Below are 22,281 nucleotides of genomic sequence, written 5' to 3' on the forward strand. Positions count from 1 at the left end.
GCGGAACTTTCCGGGAATGCGGCGAAGTTGAGGCACTGCCGCGCGGTGGCCACACCGACGTAACGTGTCCCCCAAGCGACCTGGAAAGCGAGGCAGCACCACATGCCCGAGCAGAGCAGCCCGCTCGATCTGGCCGAGGGCGATCCCTTCGGTCCGCACAACCTTCCGTACGGCGTCTTCTCCACGACCGGCCACCCCGCCGAGCGCCGTGTCGGTGTCCGCATCGGCAACCATGTGCTGGACGCCGGAGCCGCGGCACACGCGCTCGGCTCGCCCTACGCGCAGCTCCTCGCCCAGCCGGACCTGACCGCGCTGCTGTCGGCCGGCCGCACCGCCTGGCGGGACGTCCGGCGGGCGCTGACCGCATGGGTGACGGTCCCGGCGCACCGTGCGGACATCGAGCCGCTGCTGCACCCCGTCGAGTCGGTGACGCTCCATCTGCCGTACCAGGTCGCGGACTACGTCGACTTCTACGCGAGCGAGAACCACGCCACCAACGTCGGAAGGATCTTCCGCCCGGACGGCGACCCGCTCACCCCCAACTGGAAGCACCTCCCGATCGGGTACCACGGCCGCTCCGGCACCATCGTCGTCTCCGGTACGGATGTGGTGCGCCCCGCCGGCCAGCGCAAAGCGCCCTCCGACGCCGCCCCGGTCTTCGGCCCCTCGGTCAAGCTGGACATCGAGGCCGAGGTCGGCTTCCTCGTCGGCGTGGGGTCCGAGCAGGGCCGCCCGGTCGCGCTCGGCGACTTCCGTGACCATGTGTTCGGGCTCTCGCTGCTCAACGACTGGTCCGCGCGGGACATCCAGGCGTGGGAGTACGTCCCGCTGGGCCCGTTCCTCGGCAAGTCCTTCGCCACGTCCGTATCCGCGTGGGTGACCCCGCTCGAAGCCCTGGAAGCGGCCCGGATCGCACCGCCCGCCCGGGACTTCCCGCTCCTCCCCTATCTGGAGGACGGGGGCGAGGAGGAGCCCGGCGGCCTCGACCTACGGATCTCCGTCGCGATCAACGGACAGCTGGTCGCCGAGCCGCCGTTCGCCACCATGTACTGGACGGCGGCCCAGATGCTGGCGCAGATGACGGTGAACGGCGCGTCGCTGCGTACCGGCGACCTGTACGGCTCCGGCACGGTCAGCGGCCCCGAGGCGGGCCAGCGCGGTTCCCTGCTCGAACTCACCTGGAACGGACGCGACCCGCTGGACCTCCCGGACGGCAAGCGGACGTTCCTGGAGGACGGCGACACGGTGACGCTGACGGCCTGGGCACCGGGCCCGCACGGCACGCGGGTGGGCCTCGGCGAAGTGACGGGCCGAATCGTGCCGACGCCATGACCCCGGCTCACCCGGGACTCACGCTCCCCGAGGAACTGCTGCTGCTCGCACTGGACCCGCAGCGGGGCAAGCCGTACTGCCGCAATCGCTTCCTGGAGTACGGGATGGCGGGCGCGGTCCTCGCGGAGCTGGAGTTCCAGGGCCGGATCACCGAGCAGCTCGGCCGGATACGGGTGATCGACCCGCTGACTCCCCAGGACCCGCTCCTCGCACAGGTCCTGGGGAGTCTGCCGGCCCCGGACCAGGGCAGCTTCGCGGGCGGCGTCAGCGCGAAGCGGTGGATCCGGCGGACCGGCCGGCACGTCGAGGAGCTGTGCCTGGACCACCTGGTCGACCGCGCGGTCCTGCGCAGGGAGACCCACCGCTTCCTCGGCCTGCTGCCGTACCACCGCCACCCGGCGGCGGCCCCGGACCTGCCGGCCTCGGTCCGGGAACGCTTCACGGCCGCCCGGACGGCCGGCTTCCCGGACCGGCGCAGCCGCACGCTGGCCGCGCTGGTCTCGGCGATCGGCCTGTCGAGCGCGGTGGCACAGGGCGGCTGGAGGGCCCGTTCGGAGATGCGCGACCTCGTACGCCAGGAGTGGACCGCGCACGCGGTGCACCGGAACGTCCGTCAGGACAAGGCGAACCGGAGCGGCGGGAGCGCGGGCGACAGCGGAGGAAGCGGGGACGGGGGCGGCGACTGATCGGGGGCGGGGCTGACCGCAGGGTGAGGCGGTCAGCCGCAGTCGGGGCCGATCCGGTTTCCGGTGCGCACTCCGTGGACAGCCGCGAGGCTGTCCACCACCGCCCGGCCCCGGACTCACTCGTACTCGGGCGGCTCCTCGTCCCAGCCGAACTCAGGGTCCGCATCCGGGAGCGCGGGTGCGACCGGGTGCGGGGCCGCCGGCTGACGGGTGGCCTCCACCGGAGCCGCGGCCGGCTCCCCGTCGCCCGGCTCGGGCGCCGCGGCCTCCCCGAACGACGCGAGCACCTCCAGCACCCCCTCGCCGTACGTCGCCAGCTTCTTCTCACCGAGGCCGCTGATCGTGCCCAGCTCGGTCAGGGAGCCGGGGCGCACGGACGCGATCTCCCGCAGCGTCGCGTCGTGGAAGATGACGTACGCCGGGACGCCCTGCTCCTTCGCCTGGGCGCCGCGCCAGGCGCGCAGCGCCTCGAAGACCGGTACGGCCTCCGGGGCCAGCTCGGCGACGGCCGCCGCCGCCTTCGGACTCCGTTCGCCCTTCGAGGAGCGCGACGCGGGCTTCGGCGCCTCCTTGCGCAGCCGTACCTCCCGCTCCCGGCCGAGCACCGAAGCGCTCTGCTCGGTGAGCACCAGCGTGCCGTACTCGCCCTCGACCTCCAGCAGGCCCTGGGCCAGCAACTGCCGCACCACGCCCCGCCATTCCGCCTCGGACAGCTCCTCGCCGATCCCGAACACCGACAGCTGGTCGTGATCGAACTGGATGACCTTCGCGGTCTTGCGGCCCAGCAGGATGTCGATGATCTGGCCGGCGCCGAACTTCTGGCCGCGCTCCCGCTTCAGCCGCACCACGGTGGACAGCAGCTTCTGCGCGGCCACCGTGCCGTCCCAGGTCTCGGGCGGGGTGAGGCACGTGTCGCAGTTGCCGCAGGCCGCCTTCTGCGGCTCCTGGCCGAAGTACGTCAGCAGCCGGGTGCGGCGGCAGTCGGCGGTCTCGCACAGGGCGAGCATCGCGTCGAGGTGGGCGCCCGCGCGGCGGCGGAACGCCTCGTCGCCCTCGCCACCCTGGATCAGCTTGCGCTGCTGCACGACGTCCTGGAGGCCGTAGGCCATCCAGGCCGTGGACGGCAGCCCGTCGCGGCCCGCGCGGCCGGTCTCCTGGTAGTAGCCCTCGACGGACTTCGGCAGGTCGAGGTGGGCGACGAACCGCACGTCCGGCTTGTCGATGCCCATGCCGAACGCGATCGTCGCCACGACGACCAGGCCGTCCTCGCGCAGGAACCGCGCCTGGTGGCGCGCCCGCGTCCCGGCGTCCAGACCCGCGTGGTACGGGACGGCCTCGATGCCGTTGCGGCAGAGGAACTCGGCTGTCTTCTCCGTCGAGTTGCGCGACAGGCAGTAGACGATGCCGACGTCCCCGGCGTGCTCCTCCTTCAGGAAGGACAGCAGCTGCTTCTTCGGGTCGGACTTCGACACGATCCGGTACTGGATGTTGGGCCGGTCGAAGCTGGCGACGAAGTGCTTCGCGTCGGGCATGCCGAGGCGCTGGGTGATCTCCTGGTGCGTGGCGTTCGTCGCCGTCGCCGTCAGGGCGATCCGCGGTACGTCGGGCCAGCGCTCGCCGAGCACGGACAGGGCCAGATAGTCCGGCCGGAAGTCGTGACCCCACTGGGCGACGCAGTGCGCCTCGTCGATGGCGAAGACGGAGATCTTGCCCCGCGCCAGCAGATTGAGGGTGGAGTCCAGGCGCAGCCGCTCCGGTGCCAGGTAGAGCACGTCGAGCTCACCGGCGAGATATGCGGCCTCCATCACACGGCGCTCGTCGAAGTCCTGCGTCGAGTTGATGAACCCGGCGCTCACACCGAGCGCCCGCAGAGCGTCCACCTGATCCTGCATGAGGGCGATCAGCGGCGAGACCACAATGCCCGTACCGGGTCTCACCAGGGCCGGGATCTGGTAGCAGAGGGACTTTCCGCCACCGGTCGGCATCAGGACGACGGCGTCACCGCCCGCCACCACATGGTCGACGACCGCTTCCTGCTCACCGCGGAACGCCTCGTAGCCGAACACCCGATGCAGCGTCCGCAATGCGTCGCTCTCGGTCACACCCATGGTCACGCCCGTCCCGCTCATCGCTCTGTCCCCCGGGGTCTGCCCTGTTCTGTCCGGCACCGTCCCTGCCACGATAAGCGCCGCGTACGACAACGCCGGACGGGCTTGACTTCTGGGGCCCGTCCGGCGTTTGCGTGGTCTCTGCGCGTTACCGCACGAACACTCCCGCCTGGCTCGCCAGGTCGAGGAAGTACTGCGGGGCCAGGCCCAGCACCAACGTGACCGCGACGCCGACCGCGATCGTCGTCATCGTCAGCGGCGACGGGACGGCGACCGTCGGGCCGTCCGCCTTCGGCTCGCTGAAGAACATCAGCACGATGACCCGGATGTAGAAGAACGCGGCGATCGCGGACGAGATCACACCGACCACGACCAGACCGCCTGCCCCGCCCTCGGCCGCCGCCTTGAAGACCGCGAACTTTCCGGCGAAGCCCGAGGTCAGCGGGATTCCGGCGAAGGCCAGCAGATACACCGCGAAGACCGCGGCGACCAGTGGCGAGCGCCGGCCGAGCCCGGCCCACTTCGACAGGTGCGTCGCCTCGCCGCCCGCGTCGCGCACCAGGGTGACTACGGCGAACGCGCCGACCGTCACGAAGGAGTACGCGCCCAGGTAGAAGAGCACCGAGGAGATGCCGCTGGGGGTCGTCGCGATGACACCGGCGAGGATGAAGCCGGCGTGCGCGATGGACGAGTAGGCCAGCAGCCGCTTGATGTCGGTCTGGGTGATGGCGACGATCGCGCCGCCCAGCATCGTGACGATCGCGATGGCCCACATGACCGGCCGCCAGTCCCAGCTGAGGCCCGGCAGCACCACGTACAGCAGGCGCAGCAGCGCACCGAACGCAGCGACCTTCGTGGCCGCCGCCATGAAGCCGGTGACCGGGGTCGGGGCACCCTGGTAGACGTCCGGGGTCCACATGTGGAACGGGACGGCACCGACCTTGAAGAGCAGCCCGGTCAGGATCATCGCGCCGCCGATCAGCAGCAGCGCGTCGTTGCCCATGGTGTCGGCGAGCGCCGGGTCGATCTGGGTGACGGAGCCGTCTACCACATCAGCGATGGCCGCGTACGAGACGGAGCCCGCGTACCCGTACAGCAGGGCGATCCCGAAGAGCAGGAACGCCGACGAGAAGGCGCCGAGCAGGAAGTACTTCACCGCGGCCTCCTGCGACATCAGCCGCTTGCGGCGGGCGACGGCGCACAGGAGGTAGAGCGGGAGGGAGAAGACCTCCAGGGCCACGAAGAGCGTCAGCAGGTCGTTGGCCGCCGGGAAGACCAGCATGCCGGCCACCGAGAAGAGGAGCAGCGGGAAGACCTCGGTGGTGGTGAAGCCCGCCTTGACCGCGGCCTGCTCGCTGTCGCTGCCGGGGACGGACGCGGCTTGCGCGGCGAACGAGTCGACGTGGTTGCCGTGCGCCACGGGGTCGAGCCGGCGCTCGGCGAACGTGAAGACGGCGACCAGCGACGTCAGCAGGATGGTGCCCTGCAGGAACAGGGCGGGTCCGTCGACGGCGATGGCACCCATCGCGGCGATGTGTGCCTTCGTCGTGCCGTATCCCCCCGCTGCGAGGCCGACGACCGCGGCGAATGCGGCGGCGAGGGCGACGACGGTCAGGAAGACCTGCGTGTAGTAGCGGGCCCGGCGCGGCACGAAGGCCTCGACGAGTACGCCGACGACGGCGACACCGATCACGATGAGGACCGGGGTCAGCTGGGCGTACTCGATGACCGGTGCGTTGAACTTCTCTTTCGGGGCGGCCGATGTCACCCCGCCCGCCATTGTCCACAGGCTGTGGACAGCTGTTGCGCTCACTTGGCGGCCTCCACCTCAGGCTGGGGGTCCTTCTTCTGGACGTCCGACATGGTGTGCTGCACCGCGGGGTTGACGATCTCCGTCAGCGGCTTCGGATAGACACCCAGGAAGATCAGCAGCGCGATCAGCGGGAGGACCACCACCAGCTCCCGGGCCTTGAGGTCGGCCATGCCCTGGACCCCGGCCTTCACCGGGCCCGTCATCGTCCGCTGGTAGAGGACGAGGACGTAGAGCGCGGCGAGCACGATGCCGGTGGTGGCGACGATGCCGGCCGCCGGGTAGGCGCTGAACGTGCCGACCAGGACCAGGAATTCACTGACGAACGGCGAGAGTCCGGGCAGCGACAGGGTGGCGAGCCCGCCGATCAGGAAGGTGCCGGCCAGGACCGGCGCCACCTTCTGCACTCCGCCGTAGTCGGCGATGAGCCGCGAACCGCGCCGGGTGATCAGGAAGCCGGCCACCAGCATCAGCGCGGCCGTCGAGATGCCGTGGTTGACCATGTAGAGCGTGGCGCCCGACTGTCCCTGGCTGGTCATCGCGAAGATGCCCAGGATGATGAAGCCGAAGTGCGAGATCGACGCGTAGGCGATCAGCCGCTTGATGTCGCGCTGGCCGACGGCGAGCAGCGCCCCGTACACGATGCTGATCAGCGCCAGGACCAGGATCACCGGCGTCGCCCACTTGCTGGCCTCCGGGAACAGCTGGAGGCAGAAGCGGAGCATCGCGAACGTGCCGACCTTGTCGACGACCGCGGTGATCAGGACGGCGACCGGGGAGGTCGCCTCCCCCATGGCGTTGGGCAGCCAGGTGTGCAGTGGCCAGAGCGGGGCCTTCACCGCGAAGGCGAAGAAGAACCCGAGGAACAGCCAGCGTTCGGTGCTGGTCGCCATGGAGAGCGAGCCGTTGGCACGGGCCTCCGCGATCTCGGAGAGCGAGAAGGTGCCCGCGACGACGTACAGGCCGATGACGGCGGCCAGCATGATGAGCCCGCCGACCAGGTTGTAGAGGAGGAACTTCACGGCTGCGTAGGAGCGTTGCGCCGCGGCGTTCTCGTCACTGCCGGTGTGGGCCCGGTCCCCGAAGCCGCCGATGAGGAAGTACATCGGGATGAGCATGGCTTCGAAGAGGATGTAGAAGAGGAAGACGTCGGTGGCCTCGAAGGAGAGGATCACCATCGCTTCGACCATCAGGATCAGGGCGAAGAAGCCCTGGGTGGGGCGCCAGCGCGAGGACTTCGTCTCCAGCGGGTCGGCGTCGTGCCAGCCGGCCAGGATGACGAACGGGATCAGCAGGGCGGTGAGCGCCATGAGCGCCACCCCGATGCCGTCCACCCCGAGTTCGTACCGGACACCGAAGTCCTTGATCCAGGCGTGTGATTCGGTGAGCTGGTAGCGGGCGCCGCCGGGCTCGAAGCGGGCGAGCGCGACGCCCGCCAGCACGAGCGTGGCGAGCGAGAAGAGCAGCGCCAGCCATTTGGCGGCGGTGCGCCGGGCGGCCGGGACGGCTGCGGTGGCGATCGCGCCGATCGCCGGGAGCGCCGCCGTCGCTGTCAGGAGGGGAAAGGACATGTGATCAGACCGCCCTCATCAGCAGGGTCGCGGCGATGACGACCGCCGTACCGCCGAACATCGAGACCGCGTAGGAGCGGGCGTAGCCGTTCTGCAGCTTGCGCAGCCGGCCGGAGAGCCCGCCCATCGACGCGGCCGTGCCGTTGACGACGCCGTCGACCAGGGTGTGGTCGACGTACACCAGGGAGCGGGTGAGGTGCTCACCGCCGCGGACCAGGACCACGTGGTTGAAGTCGTCCTGCAGGAGGTCGCGGCGGGCGGCCCGGGTGAGCAGTGAGCCGCGCGGGGCGACGACCGGTACCGGCCGACGCCCGTACATCGACCAGGCGATGGCGACGCCGATGACGAGTACCACCATGGTGGCGGCGGTGACGGTCGCGGCACCGACCGGCGATTCCCCGTGGCTGTGGCCGGTGACCGGCTCCAGCCAGTTCAGGAAGCGGTCGCCGATGGAGAAGAAGCCTCCGGCGAAGACCGAACCGAGCGCCAGGACGATCATGGGGATCGTCATCGACTTCGGGGACTCGTGCGGATGCGGCTCATGGCCTTCCGCGTCGGGCTGCCACCGCTTCTCGCCGAAGAACGTCAGCAGCATCACGCGCGTCATGTAGAACGCGGTGATCGCGGCGCCCAGCAACGCGACGCCGCCGAGGATCCAGCCCTCGGTGCCGCCCTTGGCGAACGCCGCCTCGATGATCTTGTCCTTGGAGAAGAAGCCGGACAGGCCGGGGAAGCCGATGATCGCCAGATAGCCGAGGCCGAAGGTGATGAAGGTGACCGGCATGTACGTGCGCAGGCCGCCGAACTTCCGCATGTCGACCTCGTCGTTCATGCCGTGCATGACCGAACCGGCGCCGAGGAAGAGCCCGGCCTTGAAGAAGCCGTGCGTCACCAGGTGCATGATCGCGAAGACGTAGCCGATCGGGCCGAGCCCGGCGGCCAGGATCATGTAGCCGATCTGCGACATCGTCGACCCGGCGAGGGCCTTCTTGATGTCGTCCTTCGCGCAACCGACGATCGCACCGAAGAGCAGCGTGACCGCACCGACGACCACGACGACCAACTGTGCGTCCGGCGCGGCGTTGAAGATCGCGCCGGAGCGGACGATCAGATAGACGCCCGCGGTCACCATGGTGGCGGCGTGGATGAGGGCGGAGACCGGGGTCGGGCCCTCCATCGCGTCGCCGAGCCAGGACTGCAGCGGCACCTGGGCCGACTTGCCGCAGGCGGCGAGCAGCAGCATCAGGCCGATCGCTGTCAGCTTGCCCTCGCCCGTCTCCCCGGTCGATGCCAGGACGGGCCCGAAGGCGAACGTGCCGAACGTGGTGAACATCAGCATGATCGCGATCGACAGGCCCATGTCGCCGACCCGGTTGACCAGGAACGCCTTCTTGGCGGCGGTCGCCGCACTGGGCTTGTGCTGCCAGAAGCCGATCAGCAGGTACGACGCCAGACCGACGCCCTCCCACCCGACGTACAGCAGCAGGTAGTTGTCGGCGAGGACCAGCAGGAGCATCGCCGCGAGGAACAGGTTCAGATAGCCGAAGAACCGGCGCCGGCGCTCGTCGTGCTCCATGTAGCCGATCGAGTAGATGTGGATCAGGGTGCCCACACCGGTGATCAGCAGTACGAACGTCATCGACAACTGGTCGAGCTGGAAGGCCACATCGGCCTGGAAGCCCTCGACCGGGATCCAGCTGAACAGGTACTGGTGCAGCGCCCGGTGGTCGGCGCCCTTCCCCAGCATGTCGACGAAGAGCACCGCACCGATGACGAATGAAACGGCGGCGAGCAGCGTGCCGATCCAGTGTCCGGAGCGGTCCAGCCGACGGCCTCCGCAGAGCAGGACGGCCGCTCCGAGCAGGGGCGCCGCGACAAGCAGCGCAATGAGGTTGTCCACGATTCAGCGTCCCCTTACAACTTCATCAGGCTGGCGTCGTCGACCGAGGCCGAGTGGCGGGAACGGAACAGCGACACGATGATCGCGAGCCCGACCACGACCTCGGCGGCGGCGACGACCATCGTGAAGAAGGCGATGATCTGGCCGTCGAGGTTGCCGTGCATCCGGGAGAAGGTGACGAACGCGAGGTTGCAGGCGTTGAGCATCAGCTCGACGCACATGAACACCACGATCGCGTTCCGCCTGATCAGCACCCCGGACGCACCGATGGTGAACAACAGAGCAGCGAGATAGAGGTAGTTGACCGGGTTCACTTGGCGACCCCCTCTTCTTCGTTGTCACGGCCGAGCCGCTCCTCGGAGCGCTGCTCCAGGGCCTTGAGCTGGGCGAGCGACTCGTTCGACACGTCGCGGATCTGGCCGCGCTTGCGCAGCGTCTGCATGACGGTGAGCTCGGACGGGGTGCCGTCCGGGAGCAGACCGGCGATGTCCACCGCGTTGTGCCGGGCGTAGACGCCGGGGGCGGGCAGCGGCGGCAGGTGATTGCCGCGTACGCGCTCCTCGGACATCTCCCGCTGGGTCTTGGCCCGTTCGGTGCGCTCGCGGTGCGTGAGCACCATCGCGCCGACCGTGGCCGTGATCAGCAGGGCGCCGGTGATCTCGAAGGCGAAGACGTACTTGGTGAAGATGAGGCTGGCCAGCCCCTCGACGTTCCCGCCGTGCGCGGCGTTGGCGGTGCCGAGTCCGTTGAAACTGTTCAGGGATGCGTGGGCGATGCCCGCGATCAGCAGGACACCGAAGCCGAGTCCGCACCCCACGGCCAGCCAGCGCTGGCCCTTGAGGGTCTCCTTCAGTGAGTCCGCCGCCGTGACACCGACGAGCATGACCACGAAGAGGAACAGCATCATGATCGCGCCCGTGTAGACGACGATCTGGACGACGCCGAGGAAGTACGCGCCGTTGGCGAGGTAGAAGACCGCAAGGACGATCATGGTCCCGGCCAGGCTCAGCGCACTGTGCACGGCCTTCTTCATCAGTACCGTGGACAGCGCTCCGAGCACGGCGACCGTGCCGAGCAGCCAGAACTGGACGGCCTCCCCGGTCGACGTGAGGGAGGCTGCGGCGAGGCCGGTCATGCGTCCACCTCCTGGGCCGCGCCGTCGTTCTCGTCGTCGCCGTCGGACGGCTTCTCGCCCTTGGAGACCGCGACCTGACGCTCCGTACCGGGCGCGACCTCCGTCACCAGGCCCCGGTAGTAGTCCTGCTCGTCCATCCCCGGGAAGATCGCGTGCGGGGTGTCGACCATGCCTTCCTCCAGGCCCGCGAGCAGCTCACTCTTGGTGTAGATGAGGCTCTCGCGGGTGGTGTTGGCGAGCTCGAACTCGTTGGTCATCGTCAGCGCCCGGGTCGGGCAGGCCTCGATGCACAGTCCGCAGAGAATGCAGCGCGCGTAGTTGATCTGGTAGACGCGGCCGTAGCGCTCACCCGGGGAGTAGCGCTCCTCGTCGGTGTTGTCCGCGCCCTCCACATAGATGGCGTCGGCCGGACAGGCCCAGGCGCACAGCTCGCAGCCGACGCACTTCTCCAGGCCGTCGGGGTGACGGTTGAGCTGATGCCGGCCGTGGAAGCGCGGCGCCGTCACCTTCTGCTGTTCCGGGTACTGCTCGGTCAGCCGCTTCTTGAACATGGCCTTGAAGGTCACGCCGAAGCCGGCCACAGGGTTCTGGAACTTCTCCCCCGAGGGTTCCGATGACTCAGGCACCGTCAGCCTCCTTTCCGTCACTCGGACTTGCGCCCATCTGACTGCCGTCACTCTGAGTATCCGGCCCCCCACTGACAACGAGCTCCCGCTCATGCCGTGGCCTGCGTCGCGGTACCGGCGGCAGGGTCTGTCCGGGCAGCGGCGGCACCGGGAATCCGCCCGCCATCGGGTCGAACGCGGGTCCTGGTTCCGGTGCCGGTTCCGCCCCGGCCCCCTTGGCCGAGCGGTCCCGGAAGATGTCGACGACGAAGGAGATCAGCAGGATCGCGATCACGGCGCCCGCCACGGACAGCAACAGCGAGTTGAAGTCGTAGCCGTCGTTGCGCAGAGCCCGCACGGTCGCGACCAGCATCAGCCAGACCACGGAGACCGGGATCAGGATCTTCCAGCCGAGCTTCATCAGCTGGTCGTAGCGGACGCGGGGCAGGGTGCCGCGCAGCCAGATGAAGAAGAAGAGCAGCAACTGGACCTTGACGACGAACCACAGCATCGGCCACCAGCCGTGGTTCGCCCCCTCCCAGAAGGTGCTGATCGGCCACGGGGCCCGCCAGCCGCCCAGGAACAGGGTCGTGGAGACCGCGGAGACGGTGACCATGTTGACGTACTCGGCGAGCATGAACATCGCGAACTTGATCGACGAGTACTCGGTGTTGAAACCGCCGACCAGGTCGCCCTCGGACTCCGGCATGTCGAACGGGGCTCGGTTGGTCTCGCCGACCATCGTGACGATGTAGATGATGAACGAGACCGGCAGCAGGATGATGAACCAGCGGTCGTGCTGCGCCTCCACGATCTTCGAGGTCGACATCGACCCGGAGTAGAGGAAGACGGAGGCGAACGCCGCTCCCATCGCGATCTCGTACGAGATCATCTGCGCACACGAGCGCAGGCCGCCGAGCAGCGGGTACGTCGATCCGGAGGACCAGCCGGCCAGCACGATGCCGTAGATCCCGACCGAGGCGACCGCGAGGATGTAGAGCATCGCGATCGGCAGGTCGGTGAGCTGCATCGCCGTACGGTGGCCGAAGATCGAGACCTCGTTGCCGGACGGCCCGAACGGGATCACCGCGATCGCCATGAACGCCGGTACGGCGGCGACGATCGGCGCGAGGACATAGACGACCTTGTCCGCCCGCTTGACGACGAGGTCTTCCTTCAGCATCAGCTTGATGCCGTCGGCGAGCGACTGGAGCATGCCCCAGGGGCCGTGCCGGTTGGGGCCGATGCGCAGCTGCATCCAGGCGACGACCTTGCGCTCCCACACGATGGAGAAGAGCACGGTCACCATCAGGAACGCGAAGCAGAACACCGCCTTGATGACGACGAGCCACCAGGGGTCGGTGCCGAACATCGACAGATCCTCGGCGGCGAGTACGGCACGGTCAGGTGCCGCGGCCAGTTGAGCGAGGGCAGTCACGCTCGCACCTCCGGTGTGACGTCGGGAGTACCCGGTGCGGCGGGACCGATCCGGACCAGGCCGCCGGGGTGGGCGCCGGTGTCGGCCGGGACACCCCGCCCGACGGAGTTCAGCGGCACCCAGACCACGCGGTCCGGCATGTCGGTGACCTGCAGCGGGAGCTCGACGCTGCCGGACGGGCCGGTGACGGCCAGCAGGTCGCCGTCCTTCACCCCTGTCTCGGCGGCGGTGACGGCGGAGAGCCGGGCGACCGCGGCGTGCCGGGTGCCGGCCAGCGCGGCGTCGCCCTCCTGGAGCCTGCCCTGGTCGAGCAGGAGCCGGTGGCCCGCGAGGACCGCCTCGCCCTCGCCGGCCCGGGGCAGCGGCTGCGCCGACTCCTGCGGGTCGGAGGCGTGTGTGCCGGTCCAGCCGCCGAGCCGGTCCAGCTCACGGCGTACGGACTTCACATCCGGCAGCGCGAAGTGGACGTCCAGCGCGTCGGCCAGCATGTGCAGGACCCGCGCGTCCGTCGGGGCGGGCGTCCGCGTCAGCTGCTCGGGCTTGAGCGCGGCCTCGAACATCCGCGCCCTGCCCTCCCAGTTGAGGAAGGTGCCGGCCTTCTCGGCCACTGCTGCGACCGGGAACACCACGTCGGCCCGCTCGGTGACCTCGCTGGGCCTCAGCTCCAGCGAGACGAGGAAGCCGACCTGGTCCAGTGCCTCCAGGGCACGTGCCGGGTCCGGCAGATCGACGGCCTCGACGCCGGCGACGAGCAGCGCGCCCAGTTCGCCGGTGGCCGCGGCCTCGAGGATCTGACCGGTGTCGCGACCGAACCGGGCGGGCAGTTCGGCGACGCCCCAGACGGCCGCCACCTCGTCCCTGGCCCGCGGGTCGGTGGCCGGTCGGCCGCCGGGCAGCAGCGACGGGAGCGCGCCCGCCTCCACCGCACCGCGCTCGCCGGCCCGGCGCGGGATCCACACCAGCCGGGCCCCGGTCGCGGTCGCGGCCCGTACCGCGGCGGTCAGCCCGCCCGGCACCGCGGCCAGTCGCTCGCCGACCACGATCACGGCGCCCTCGCCGCGCAGCGCCTCGGCGGCCGCGGCCCCGTCACCGTCGAGTCCGACGCTGCCCGCGATCGCGTCCAGCCACTCGGTCTCGGTGCCGGGTGCGGCGGGAAGCAGCGTGCCGCCCGCCTTCGTCAGCCCGCGGGTGGCGTGCGAGGCGACGGCGAAGGTGCGCTGGCCGTGCTTGCGGTTGGCCTTGCGCAGCCGCAGGAAGACGCCGGGGGCCTCCTCCTCGGACTCGAAGCCGACCAGCAGTACGGTCGACGCCTTCTCCAGCGTGCTGTACGTGAGGCCGCTGCCGTCCAGGTCACGTCCGCGTCCTGCGACCCGGGCGGCCAGGAAGTCGGCCTCCTCGCTGCTGTGCACCCGGGCCCTGAAGTCGATGTCGTTCGTATCGAGGGCGATCCGGGCGAACTTGCTGTACGCGTACGCGTCCTCGACGGTCAGCCGGCCGCCCGTGAGGACTCCGGCCCTGCCGCGTGCGGCGGCGAGCCCGGTGGCCGCGGCCTCCAGCGCCTCGGGCCAGCTCGCCGGTGCGAGGACGCCCTCCTCGTTACGTACCAGCGGAGTGGTGAGCCGGTCCCGCTGCTGTGCGTAACGGAACCCGAAGCGGCCCTTGTCGCAGACCCACTCCTCGTTGACCTCGGGGTCGTTGGCGGCGAGCCGCCGCATGACCTTGCCGCGCCGGTGGTCGGTGCGGGTCGCGCAGCCGCCCGCGCAGTGCTCGCAGACCGACGGCGACGACACCAGGTCGAAGGGCCGGGAGCGGAATCGGTAGGCCGCCGAGGTCAGCGCGCCGACCGGGCAGATCTGGATGGTGTTGCCGGAGAAGTACGACTGGAACGGGTCGCCCTCGCCCGTACCGACCTGCTGGAGCGCGCCGCGCTCGATCAGCTCGATCATCGGGTCGCCCGCCACCTGGTTGGAGAACCGGGTGCAGCGCGCACAGAGCACACACCGCTCACGGTCCAGCAGCACCTGGGTGGAGATCGGGACGGGCTTCTCGTACGTCCGCTTCTTTCCGTCGAACCGGGAGTCCGGGTCGCCGTGCGACATCGCCTGGTTCTGCAGCGGGCACTCGCCGCCCTTGTCGCAGACCGGGCAGTCCAGCGGGTGGTTGATCAGCAGCAGCTCCATCACCCCGCGCTGCGCCTTGTCGGCGACCGGTGAGGTGAGCTGCGACTTGACGACCATGCCGTCGGTGCAGGTGATGGTGCAGGACGCCATCGGCTTGCGCTGGCCCTCGACCTCGACGATGCACTGCCGGCAGGCGCCGGCCGGGTCGAGGAGCGGGTGGTCGCAGAAGCGCGGGATCTCGATCCCGAGGAGCTCGGCGGCCCGGATGACCAGGGTGCCCTTGGGCACGCTGATCTCGATGCCGTCGATCGTCAGCGTGACAAGGTCCTCGGGCGGGACCGCCGCCTCGCCGCCCCCGGAGGGCGCACTTGTGGTGACTGTCATGCGTTCACCCCCTGGTGAGAGTTCTTGTCGTCGGCCCAGGCGGTCGACTTGGCGGGATCGAAGGGGCAGCCCTTGCCGGTGATGTGCTGCTCGTACTCCTCGCGGAAGTACTTCAGCGAGGAGAAGATCGGCGAGGCGGCGCCGTCGCCGAGGGCGCAGAAGGACTTGCCGTTGATGTTGTCGGCGATGTCGTTCAGCTTGTCGAGGTCGGCCATCTGCCCCTTGCCGGCCTCGATGTCGCGGAGCAACTGGACGAGCCAGTAGGTGCCCTCGCGGCACGGCGTGCACTTTCCGCAGGACTCGTGGGCGTAGAACTCGGTCCAGCGGGTGACGGCCCGCACCACGCACGTCGTCTCGTCGAAGCACTGGAGCGCCTTGGTGCCGAGCATGGAGCCGGCGGCGCCGACGCCCTCGTAGTCGAGGGGCACATCGAGGTGCTCGTCGGTGAACATCGGGGTGGAGGAGCCGCCCGGCGTCCAGAACTTCAGCCGGTGGCCGGGGCGCATGCCGCCGCTCATGTCGAGCAGCTGGCGCAGCGTGATGCCGAGCGGCGCCTCGTACTGGCCGGGGCTGGCGACGTGCCCGCTGAGCGAGTACAGCGTGAAGCCCGGGGACTTCTCGCTGCCCATCGACTTGAACCAGTCCTTGCCCTTGCTCAGGATCGCGGGAACCGACGCGATGGACTCGACGTTGTTCACCACGGTGGGGCAGGCGTACAGACCGGCGACCGCGGGGAAGGGGGGCCGCAGCCGGGGCTGGCCGCGTCGCCCTTCGAGCGAGTCGAGCAGCGCGGTCTCCTCACCACAGATGTACGCGCCCGCGCCCGCGTGCACGGTGAGTTCCAGGTCGAGCCCCGAGCCCAGGATGCTCGTCCCGAGGTAGCCCGCCTCGTAGGCCTCGCGCACGGCCTCGTGCAACCGCCTTAGTACGGGGACGACTTCACCGCGCAGATAGATGAAGGCGTGCGAGGACCGGATCGCGTAGCAGGCGATCACGATGCCCTCGATGAGGCTGTGCGGGTTGGCGAAGAGGAGCGGGATGTCCTTGCAGGTCCCGGGCTCCGACTCGTCGGCGTTGACCACCAGGTAGTGCGGCTTGCCGTCACCCTGCGGGATGAACTGCCACTTCATGCCGGTGGGGAAGCCGGCACCGCCGCGGCCGCGCAGTCCGGAGTCCTTGACGTACGCGATGAGGTCGTCCGGCGACATGGCGAGGGCCTTGCGCAGCCCCTCGTAGCCGCCGTGCCGCCGGTAGGTGTCCAGGGTCCAGGACTCGGGCTCGTCCCAGAAGGCGGAGAGCACGGGCGAGAGCAGCTTCTCGGGGCTGGCCCCGCTGCCGTTGCCGCCCCCGTCGTTGATTTCGGCTGCCAATGTCATCACTCCCCCTCCTCGGCTGCGGGACCGGCCGGGTGGTCCGGGTCGGATGCAGAGGTCTGCTGCGGTGCGTCGTGGGAGCTGAGGTGCTCGGCGCCCGGCTGCGGACGGTCCTGCGGAGCTTCCGCGCGGGCTGCCTCGCCACGCGGAGCGACGACCTTCGGGTGCAGCTCCTCGCCCTTCGCCAACCGGAGGCCGACGAGCGAGGCGGGGCCGGCGCCACCGGTGGCCTCGACGGCGCCGGGGCGCTGGTCGGGGAAGCCGGCCAGGATCCGGGCGGTCTCTTTGTACGAGCAGAGCGGGGCGCCGCGGGTGGGTTCGACGGTGCGCCCGGCGATCAGGTCGTCGACGAGCTGTGTCGCGCTCTCCGGCGTCTGGTTGTCGAAGAACTCCCAGTTGACCATCACGACGGGTGCGAAGTCGCAGGCCGCGTTGCACTCGATGTGTTCGAGGGTGACCTTGCCGTCCTCGGTCGTCTCGTTGTTGCCGACGCCGAGGTGCTGCTTGAGCCGGTCGAAGATGGCGTCGCCGCCCATCACCGCACACAGCGTGTTGGTGCAGACGCCGACCTGGTAGTCGCCGCTCGGCCTGCGCCGGTACATCGAGTAGAAGGTGGCGACCGCGGTGACCTCGGCGGTGGTGAGGCCGAGCAGCTCGGCGCAGAGCGCCATGCCCGTACGGGAGACGTACCCCTCCTCGGACTGCACCAGGTGCAGCAGCGGCAGCAGCGCGGAGCGGCTGTCGGGGTAGCGGGCGATCACCTCCTTCGCGTCCGCTTCGAGCCTGGCGCGCACCTCGGCCGGGTAGGCGGGGGCGGGGAGCTGCGGCATCCCCAGACTGACTTCCTGACGTACTTCGGTCACCGGTCGACGCCTCCCATCACGGGGTCGATGGACGCGACGGCGACGATGACGTCGGCGACCTGGCCGCCCTCGCACATCGCCGCCATGGCCTGAAGATTGGTGAAGGACGGGTCGCGGAAGTGGACCCGGTAGGGGCGGGTTCCGCCGTCCGAGACGACATGCACGCCGAGCTCGCCCTTGGGCGACTCGACGGCGGTGTACGTCTGGCCGGCCGGGACCCGGAAGCCCTCGGTCACCAGCTTGAAGTGGTGGATCAGGGCCTCCATGGAGGTGCCCATGATCTTCTTGATGTGATCGAGCGAGTTGCCGAGGCCGTCGGGTCCGAGCGCGAGCTGCGCGGGCCAGGCGATCTTCTTGTCGGCGACCATCACCGGTCCCGGGGCGAGCCGGTCGATGCACTGCTCGATGATCCGCAGCGACTGGCGCATCTCCTCGAGACGGATGAGGAAGCGGCCGTAGGCGTCGCAGCTGTCGGCGGTGGGGACGTCGAACTCGTAGTTCTCGTACCCGCAGTACGGGTCCGTCTTGCGCAGGTCGTGCGGGAGTCCGGCGGAGCGCAGGATCGGACCGGTGGCGCCCAGCGCCATGCAGCCGGTCAGGTCGAGGTAGCCGACGTCCTGCATGCGGGCCTTGAAGATCGGGTTGCCGGTGGCGAGCTTGTCGTACTCCGGCAGGTTGTTCTTCATGGTCTTCACGAACTCGCGCAGCTGGTCGATCGCGCCCGGCGGCAGGTCCTGGGCGAGTCCGCCGGGCCGGACGAACGCGTGGTTCATCCGGAGCCCGGTGATCAGCTCGAAGAGATCGAGAACCAGTTCACGATCGCGGAACCCGTAGATCATGATCGTGGTGGCGCCGAGCTCCATGCCGCCGGTGGCGATGCATACCAGGTGCGAGGAGATCCGGTTGAGCTCCATCAGCAGAACGCGCAGGACGCTCGCCCGGTCGGGGATCTGGTCCTCGATGCCGAGCAGCTTCTCGACGCCCAGGCAGTACGCCGTCTCGTTGAAGAACGGCGTCAGGTAATCCATGCGCGTGACGAACGTGGTGCCCTGGGTCCAGTTCCGGAATTCGAGGTTCTTCTCGATGCCGGTGTGGAGGTAGCCGATGCCGCAGCGGGCCTCGGTGACGGTCTCGCCGTCGATCTCCAGGATCAGCCGCAGCACGCCGTGCGTGGACGGGTGCTGGGGGCCCATGTTGACGATGATGCGCTCGTCGTCGGACTTGACCGCCGACTCGACGACCTCGTCCCAGTCGCCGCCGGTGACTGTATATACAGTCCCCTCGGTCGTGGCTCGGGGCGTTGCGTGGGGAGTAGACATCAGGAGTACGACCTCCGCTGGTCCGGAGCCGGGATCTGGGCGCCCTTGTACTCGACGGCGATGCCACCGAGCGGGTAGTCCTTGCGCTGCGGGAAGCCCTGCCAGTCGTCCGGCATCATGATCCGGGTGAGGGCCGGGTGCCCGTCGAAGATGAGCCCGAAGAAGTCGTAGGTCTCACGCTCGTGCCAGTCGTTGGTCGGGTAGACCGCGACGAGCGACGGGACGTGCGGGTCGCTGTCCGGGGCCGAGACCTCCAGCCGGATCAGCCGGCCGTGAGTGATCGACCGCAGGTGGTAGACGGCGTGCAGCTCCCGGCCCTTGTCGCCGAGGAAGTGGACACCGCTCACCCCCGTACAGAGCTCGAAGCGCAGGGCCGGGTCGTCACGCAGGGTTCGAGCCACGGTGGGCAAGTGCTCGCGGGCGATGTGGAAGGTGAGTTCGCCGCGGTCGACGACGGTCTTCTCGATGGCGTTCTCGGGAAGCAGGTCCTGTTCCTCAAGGGCCCCTTCGAGTTCGTCGGCGACCTCGTCGAACCAGCCGCCGTACGGCCGGGGCGTGGCGCCCGGCAGCGTCACCGTGCGGACGAGGCCGCCGTAGCCGGAGGTGTCACCGCCGTTGTTGGCGCCGAACATGCCCTTCCGTACGCCGATGACCTCGCCGGTCTCGTCGCGCGGCGCGGGTACGCCGTTGCTGTTCTGCTCGTCGCTCACCGCAGCAGCCCCTTCATCTCGATCAGGGGAAGCGCCTTGAGTGCCGCGTCCTCCGCCTCGCGGGCGGCCTCCTCCGCGTTGACCCCGAGCTTGGAGCTCTGGATCTTCTGGTGGAGCTTGAGAATGGCGTCCATCAGCATCTCGGGACGCGGTGGACAACCCGGCAAATAGATATCGACCGGGACAATGTGATCAACACCCTGCACAATGGCATAATTGTTGAACATTCCACCTGATGATGCGCAAACCCCCATGGAGATAACCCACTTGGGATTCGGCATCTGGTCATAGACCTGCCTCAGGACGGGCGCCATCTTCTGGCTGACCCGCCCTGCCACGATCATCAGATCCGCCTGCCGCGGTGATCCGCGGAAGACCTCCATCCCGAAACGGGCCAGGTCGTAGCGCCCGGCCCCGGTCGTCATCATCTCGATGGCGCAGCAGGCGAGGCCGAAGGTGGCAGGGAATACGGAGGACTTCCGCACCCAGCCGGCGGCCTGCTCGACAGTGGTCAACACGAAGCCGCTGGGCAGCTTCTCTTCGAGTCCCATGGTGTGCCCCTCAGCCCCTCAGTCCCATTCCAGGCCGCCGCGACGCCACACATACGCGTAGGCGACGAAGACGGTGAGCACGAAGAGCAGCATCTCGACGAGCCCGAAGATCCCCAGGGCGTCGAAGGTGACCGCCCAGGGATAGAGGAAGACGATCTCGATGTCGAAGACGATGAAGAGCATCGCCGTCAGGTAGTACTTGATGGGGAAGCGGCCGCCTCCGGCTGGAGTGGGGGTGGGTTCAATACCGCACTCGTACGCTTCGAGCTTTGCTCGGTTGTATCGCTTCGGGCCGATAAGCGTGGCCATGACCACGGAGAAGATCGCAAACCCTGCCCCGAGGGCGCCGAGCACGAGGATGGGCGCGTAGGCATTCACGCTCCTCGCTCCTTCCAGTCGTCCTTGACCGTTGGACCGCATCGGGCGACCGGCTCGCCACCTCACCAAGATCGTGCACATGTGAGGCAGTTCACAAGCCCGACTGCCCCGCATCCTATGCCTGCCGTCCTGTGATCTGCGACACGGGGTGCTACACCGGCTTTGTGATCTCCACCACCAGGCGAAGGATCATGAAGCCGGATGAGAGGTGATCTTCGTACGCAAAGCGGCCGGGCGATCACGAGACGTGACATCTGATGTTGTTGCCGCTGGTCAAAGCGATGTTCCACTAACAATCAGACGCCTCGACATGCAAATTGGCAATGGGCGACGGGGAGTGATATGAGGATCCGTCCCGGTCTGAACTCACCCGCGCGAGGGGTTCACGGGGAGCGAAGTGGACGCGTGCGCACATTCGCGATCTTCCGGGCGAAAGGCCACCCGCCCGGCACCGCCGGCGGCGCCGGGCATGCCGGCTGCTCGTATGCCCACCACGTGACAGTCATGCTGTGACCTGCGTCACTCCACTCGACCTTCAACAAAAGCGGGCTTGGCCATTGGTGTGAACGGATGGTAAGTGGCGGGCAATTCGGGCGAATTCCCGAAAGGCCGTGATCACAGCGGTGATCACCCCTGCCCGTTTTGCCCGTTACGGCGTCAATAAGGGCCGCCAGAAAGCGGATTCACAGATTCCGTACGTAACTGTGTCGCAACACACGTTTCTTGAAGGGACCCCTGAGGCCCTGATAGCGCTAGTACTCATGTCCCACACCGCTCACATACCCAGCCACCGGAAGCCCCGCCGAAACGCCTCGAAGACGGCGCTGCGAGCCGGAGTTGCCGGTGGCGTCCTCAGCACCATCGCGGTCGCCGCGGCCGCCGGTCCGGCCCAGGCCGAGCCGGTGACCCAGACCATCGAGATGCCCACCCTCACCACCGGGCTCTCCACCGCCGTCGCCGCATCCGCCGAAGCCACGCAGCAGGTCGCCCTGGACCTGGAGACGCAGGCCCACGAGGACGCCGCCGCCACCACCGCCGCCAAGGCCGCCAAGACGGCCAAGGCCGAGGCCGTGCGCAAGGCGGAGGCCAAGAAGAAGGCGGAGGCGGCCGCCAAGGCCAAGGCCGAGGCCGCCCTGCGTGCCTCCCGCTCCGAGGCCCGTACGACGCTCAGCGCCACCTCCGGCTCCGCCTCCGTCGCCTCCTCGTCGAGCGCCACCGGCTCCGCCGCGTCCGTCATCTCGTTCGTCAGGGCGCAGGTCGGCGACGCGTACGTGTCCGGCGGCACCGGCCCCAACTCCTGGGACTGCTCCGGCCTGGTCCAGGCCGCGTTCCGCTCGGTGGGCGTCGACCTGCCGCGCGTCTCGCAGGCCCAGTCGACCGCCGGCACCCAGGTCTCCCTGAGCAACCTTCAGCCGGGCGACATCCTGTACTGGGGCGGCGCGGGCTCCGCGTACCACGTCGGTGTCTATGTGGGCGGCGGCCAGTTCGTCGGCGCGCAGAACCCGAGCACCGGTGTGGTGCTCCGCTCCCTGGACTACGACCCGCCGTCGGGCGCGGTCCGCGTTCTCTGAGCTCCTCGAGTTCTCTGAGTTCCTTGAGTTCTCGGATTCACAAGCGCATGTGATCCGGCTGAGGGCCGTCACTCCCCGCTCGGGAGTGACGGCCCTCAGTCGTACGGACGCCCCGGTCGGCCCCGCACTCACCCCAGGTCGAAGGTGTTCGGAAGCCCCAGCCCGAAGCGCACCTCGTCGATGCGCTTGAGGGGCTCCAGCTCGGGCGGCCGGTAGTGACCCCAGGTCGTGCAGCGCTCAGCGGTCGAGCCGTCGGCGTCGAGCAGCGCTCAGCGGTCGAGCCGTCGGCGTCGTGCGGCGCGTTGACCGCGTGCCGGGCGGCCTCGTCGGCCCCTCCATGGACGCCAGGGTCATTCCGGCGAGCGGCGGTGCGCCGTCTCCGACGAGATCGTCGCGGCCCACGCCCGGGAGGGCGTGGGCCGTCATC

At 69.2% G+C, this 22,281-nt stretch carries 18 protein-coding genes; 3 read left to right on the forward strand and 15 right to left on the reverse strand.

Features of this window, described 5'->3' with window-relative positions:
- Nucleotides 1–102 precede the first annotated feature (102 nt).
- Nucleotides 103–1,332 (forward strand): fumarylacetoacetase, encoded by a 1,230-nt coding sequence (gene fahA / locus OHB49_RS18780; protein WP_329161632.1) that lies wholly within the window; start codon nt 103–105, stop codon nt 1,330–1,332.
- Nucleotides 1,329–2,018, forward strand: a complete 690-nt coding sequence (locus OHB49_RS18785; RefSeq protein WP_329161634.1) for a GOLPH3/VPS74 family protein — start codon at nt 1,329–1,331, stop codon at nt 2,016–2,018. The genes fahA and OHB49_RS18785 overlap by 4 nt, the downstream gene beginning before the upstream one ends.
- 116 nt (nt 2,019–2,134) lie before the next feature.
- On the opposite strand, the gene recQ is transcribed toward OHB49_RS18785, so the two are convergent.
- The 15 genes from recQ to OHB49_RS18860 all read right to left on the reverse strand — a co-directional run bounded on the left by recQ (nt 2,135) and on the right by OHB49_RS18860 (nt 20,283).
- Nucleotides 2,135–4,147 (reverse strand): DNA helicase RecQ, encoded by a 2,013-nt coding sequence (gene recQ, locus OHB49_RS18790; protein ID WP_329161636.1) that lies wholly within the window; start codon nt 4,145–4,147, stop codon nt 2,135–2,137.
- A gap of 127 nt (nt 4,148–4,274) precedes the next feature.
- Nucleotides 4,275–5,939: an NADH-quinone oxidoreductase subunit NuoN gene (gene nuoN, locus OHB49_RS18795; RefSeq protein ID WP_329161638.1), complete on the reverse strand. Its 1,665-nt coding sequence runs from the start codon at nt 5,937–5,939 to the stop codon at nt 4,275–4,277.
- A complete protein-coding gene (locus tag OHB49_RS18800) occupies nt 5,936–7,507 on the reverse strand; it encodes an NADH-quinone oxidoreductase subunit M (protein ID WP_030926325.1) in 1,572 nt (523 codons plus the stop codon). Before OHB49_RS18800 ends, nuoN begins: the two co-directional genes overlap by 4 nt.
- 4 nt (nt 7,508–7,511) lie before the next feature.
- Nucleotides 7,512–9,407: an NADH-quinone oxidoreductase subunit L gene (gene nuoL / locus OHB49_RS18805; RefSeq protein WP_329161640.1), complete on the reverse strand. Its 1,896-nt coding sequence runs from the start codon at nt 9,405–9,407 to the stop codon at nt 7,512–7,514.
- A gap of 14 nt (nt 9,408–9,421) precedes the next feature.
- Nucleotides 9,422–9,721 carry an NADH-quinone oxidoreductase subunit NuoK gene (nuoK, locus tag OHB49_RS18810; protein ID WP_024493678.1) on the reverse strand — a complete coding sequence of 100 codons (300 nt, stop codon included), beginning with the start codon at nt 9,719–9,721 and terminating at the stop codon, nt 9,422–9,424.
- Nucleotides 9,718–10,542, reverse strand: a complete 825-nt coding sequence (locus OHB49_RS18815; protein ID WP_329161642.1) for an NADH-quinone oxidoreductase subunit J — start codon at nt 10,540–10,542, stop codon at nt 9,718–9,720. Before OHB49_RS18815 ends, nuoK begins: the two co-directional genes overlap by 4 nt.
- On the reverse strand, nt 10,539–11,168 hold the full coding sequence (nuoI, locus tag OHB49_RS18820; protein ID WP_329161644.1) for an NADH-quinone oxidoreductase subunit NuoI: 630 nt from the start codon (nt 11,166–11,168) through the stop codon (nt 10,539–10,541). The genes OHB49_RS18815 and nuoI overlap by 4 nt, the downstream gene beginning before the upstream one ends.
- A complete protein-coding gene (gene nuoH, locus OHB49_RS18825; protein ID WP_329161646.1) occupies nt 11,161–12,585 on the reverse strand; it encodes an NADH-quinone oxidoreductase subunit NuoH in 1,425 nt (474 codons plus the stop codon). Before nuoH ends, nuoI begins: the two co-directional genes overlap by 8 nt.
- On the reverse strand, nt 12,582–15,089 hold the full coding sequence (locus OHB49_RS18830) for an NADH-quinone oxidoreductase subunit G (protein WP_329161648.1): 2,508 nt from the start codon (nt 15,087–15,089) through the stop codon (nt 12,582–12,584). The genes nuoH and OHB49_RS18830 overlap by 4 nt, the downstream gene beginning before the upstream one ends.
- Nucleotides 15,086–16,468 carry an NADH-quinone oxidoreductase subunit NuoF gene (gene nuoF / locus OHB49_RS18835; RefSeq protein WP_329161650.1) on the reverse strand — a complete coding sequence of 461 codons (1,383 nt, stop codon included), beginning with the start codon at nt 16,466–16,468 and terminating at the stop codon, nt 15,086–15,088. The genes OHB49_RS18830 and nuoF overlap by 4 nt, the downstream gene beginning before the upstream one ends.
- The gene (gene nuoE, locus OHB49_RS18840) at nt 16,465–17,292 is read right to left on the reverse strand and encodes an NADH-quinone oxidoreductase subunit NuoE (protein ID WP_329166537.1); all 828 of its coding nucleotides are present in this window, start codon (nt 17,290–17,292) and stop codon (nt 16,465–16,467) included. The genes nuoF and nuoE overlap by 4 nt, the downstream gene beginning before the upstream one ends.
- 29 nt (nt 17,293–17,321) lie before the next feature.
- Nucleotides 17,322–18,644, reverse strand: a complete 1,323-nt coding sequence (locus tag OHB49_RS18845; RefSeq protein WP_030975708.1) for an NADH-quinone oxidoreductase subunit D — start codon at nt 18,642–18,644, stop codon at nt 17,322–17,324.
- Entirely contained in the window at nt 18,644–19,354 is a 711-nt protein-coding gene (locus OHB49_RS18850; RefSeq protein ID WP_030975707.1) for an NADH-quinone oxidoreductase subunit C, read from the reverse strand. Before OHB49_RS18850 ends, OHB49_RS18845 begins: the two co-directional genes overlap by 1 nt.
- Nucleotides 19,351–19,905 (reverse strand): NuoB/complex I 20 kDa subunit family protein, encoded by a 555-nt coding sequence (locus OHB49_RS18855; RefSeq protein ID WP_030975705.1) that lies wholly within the window; start codon nt 19,903–19,905, stop codon nt 19,351–19,353. Before OHB49_RS18855 ends, OHB49_RS18850 begins: the two co-directional genes overlap by 4 nt.
- Before the next feature lie 18 nt (nt 19,906–19,923).
- Nucleotides 19,924–20,283, reverse strand: coding sequence for an NADH-quinone oxidoreductase subunit A (locus OHB49_RS18860; RefSeq protein WP_003992243.1), 360 nt, complete (start codon nt 20,281–20,283; stop codon nt 19,924–19,926).
- A gap of 761 nt (nt 20,284–21,044) precedes the next feature.
- Here OHB49_RS18860 and OHB49_RS18865 point away from each other — a divergent pair.
- Entirely contained in the window at nt 21,045–21,854 is an 810-nt protein-coding gene (locus tag OHB49_RS18865) for a C40 family peptidase (RefSeq protein WP_030975701.1), read from the forward strand.
- The last annotated feature ends 427 nt before the right edge of the window (nt 21,855–22,281 follow it).

The organism is Streptomyces sp. NBC_01717, from assembly GCF_036248255.1.
Taxonomy (GTDB): domain Bacteria; phylum Actinomycetota; class Actinomycetes; order Streptomycetales; family Streptomycetaceae; genus Streptomyces.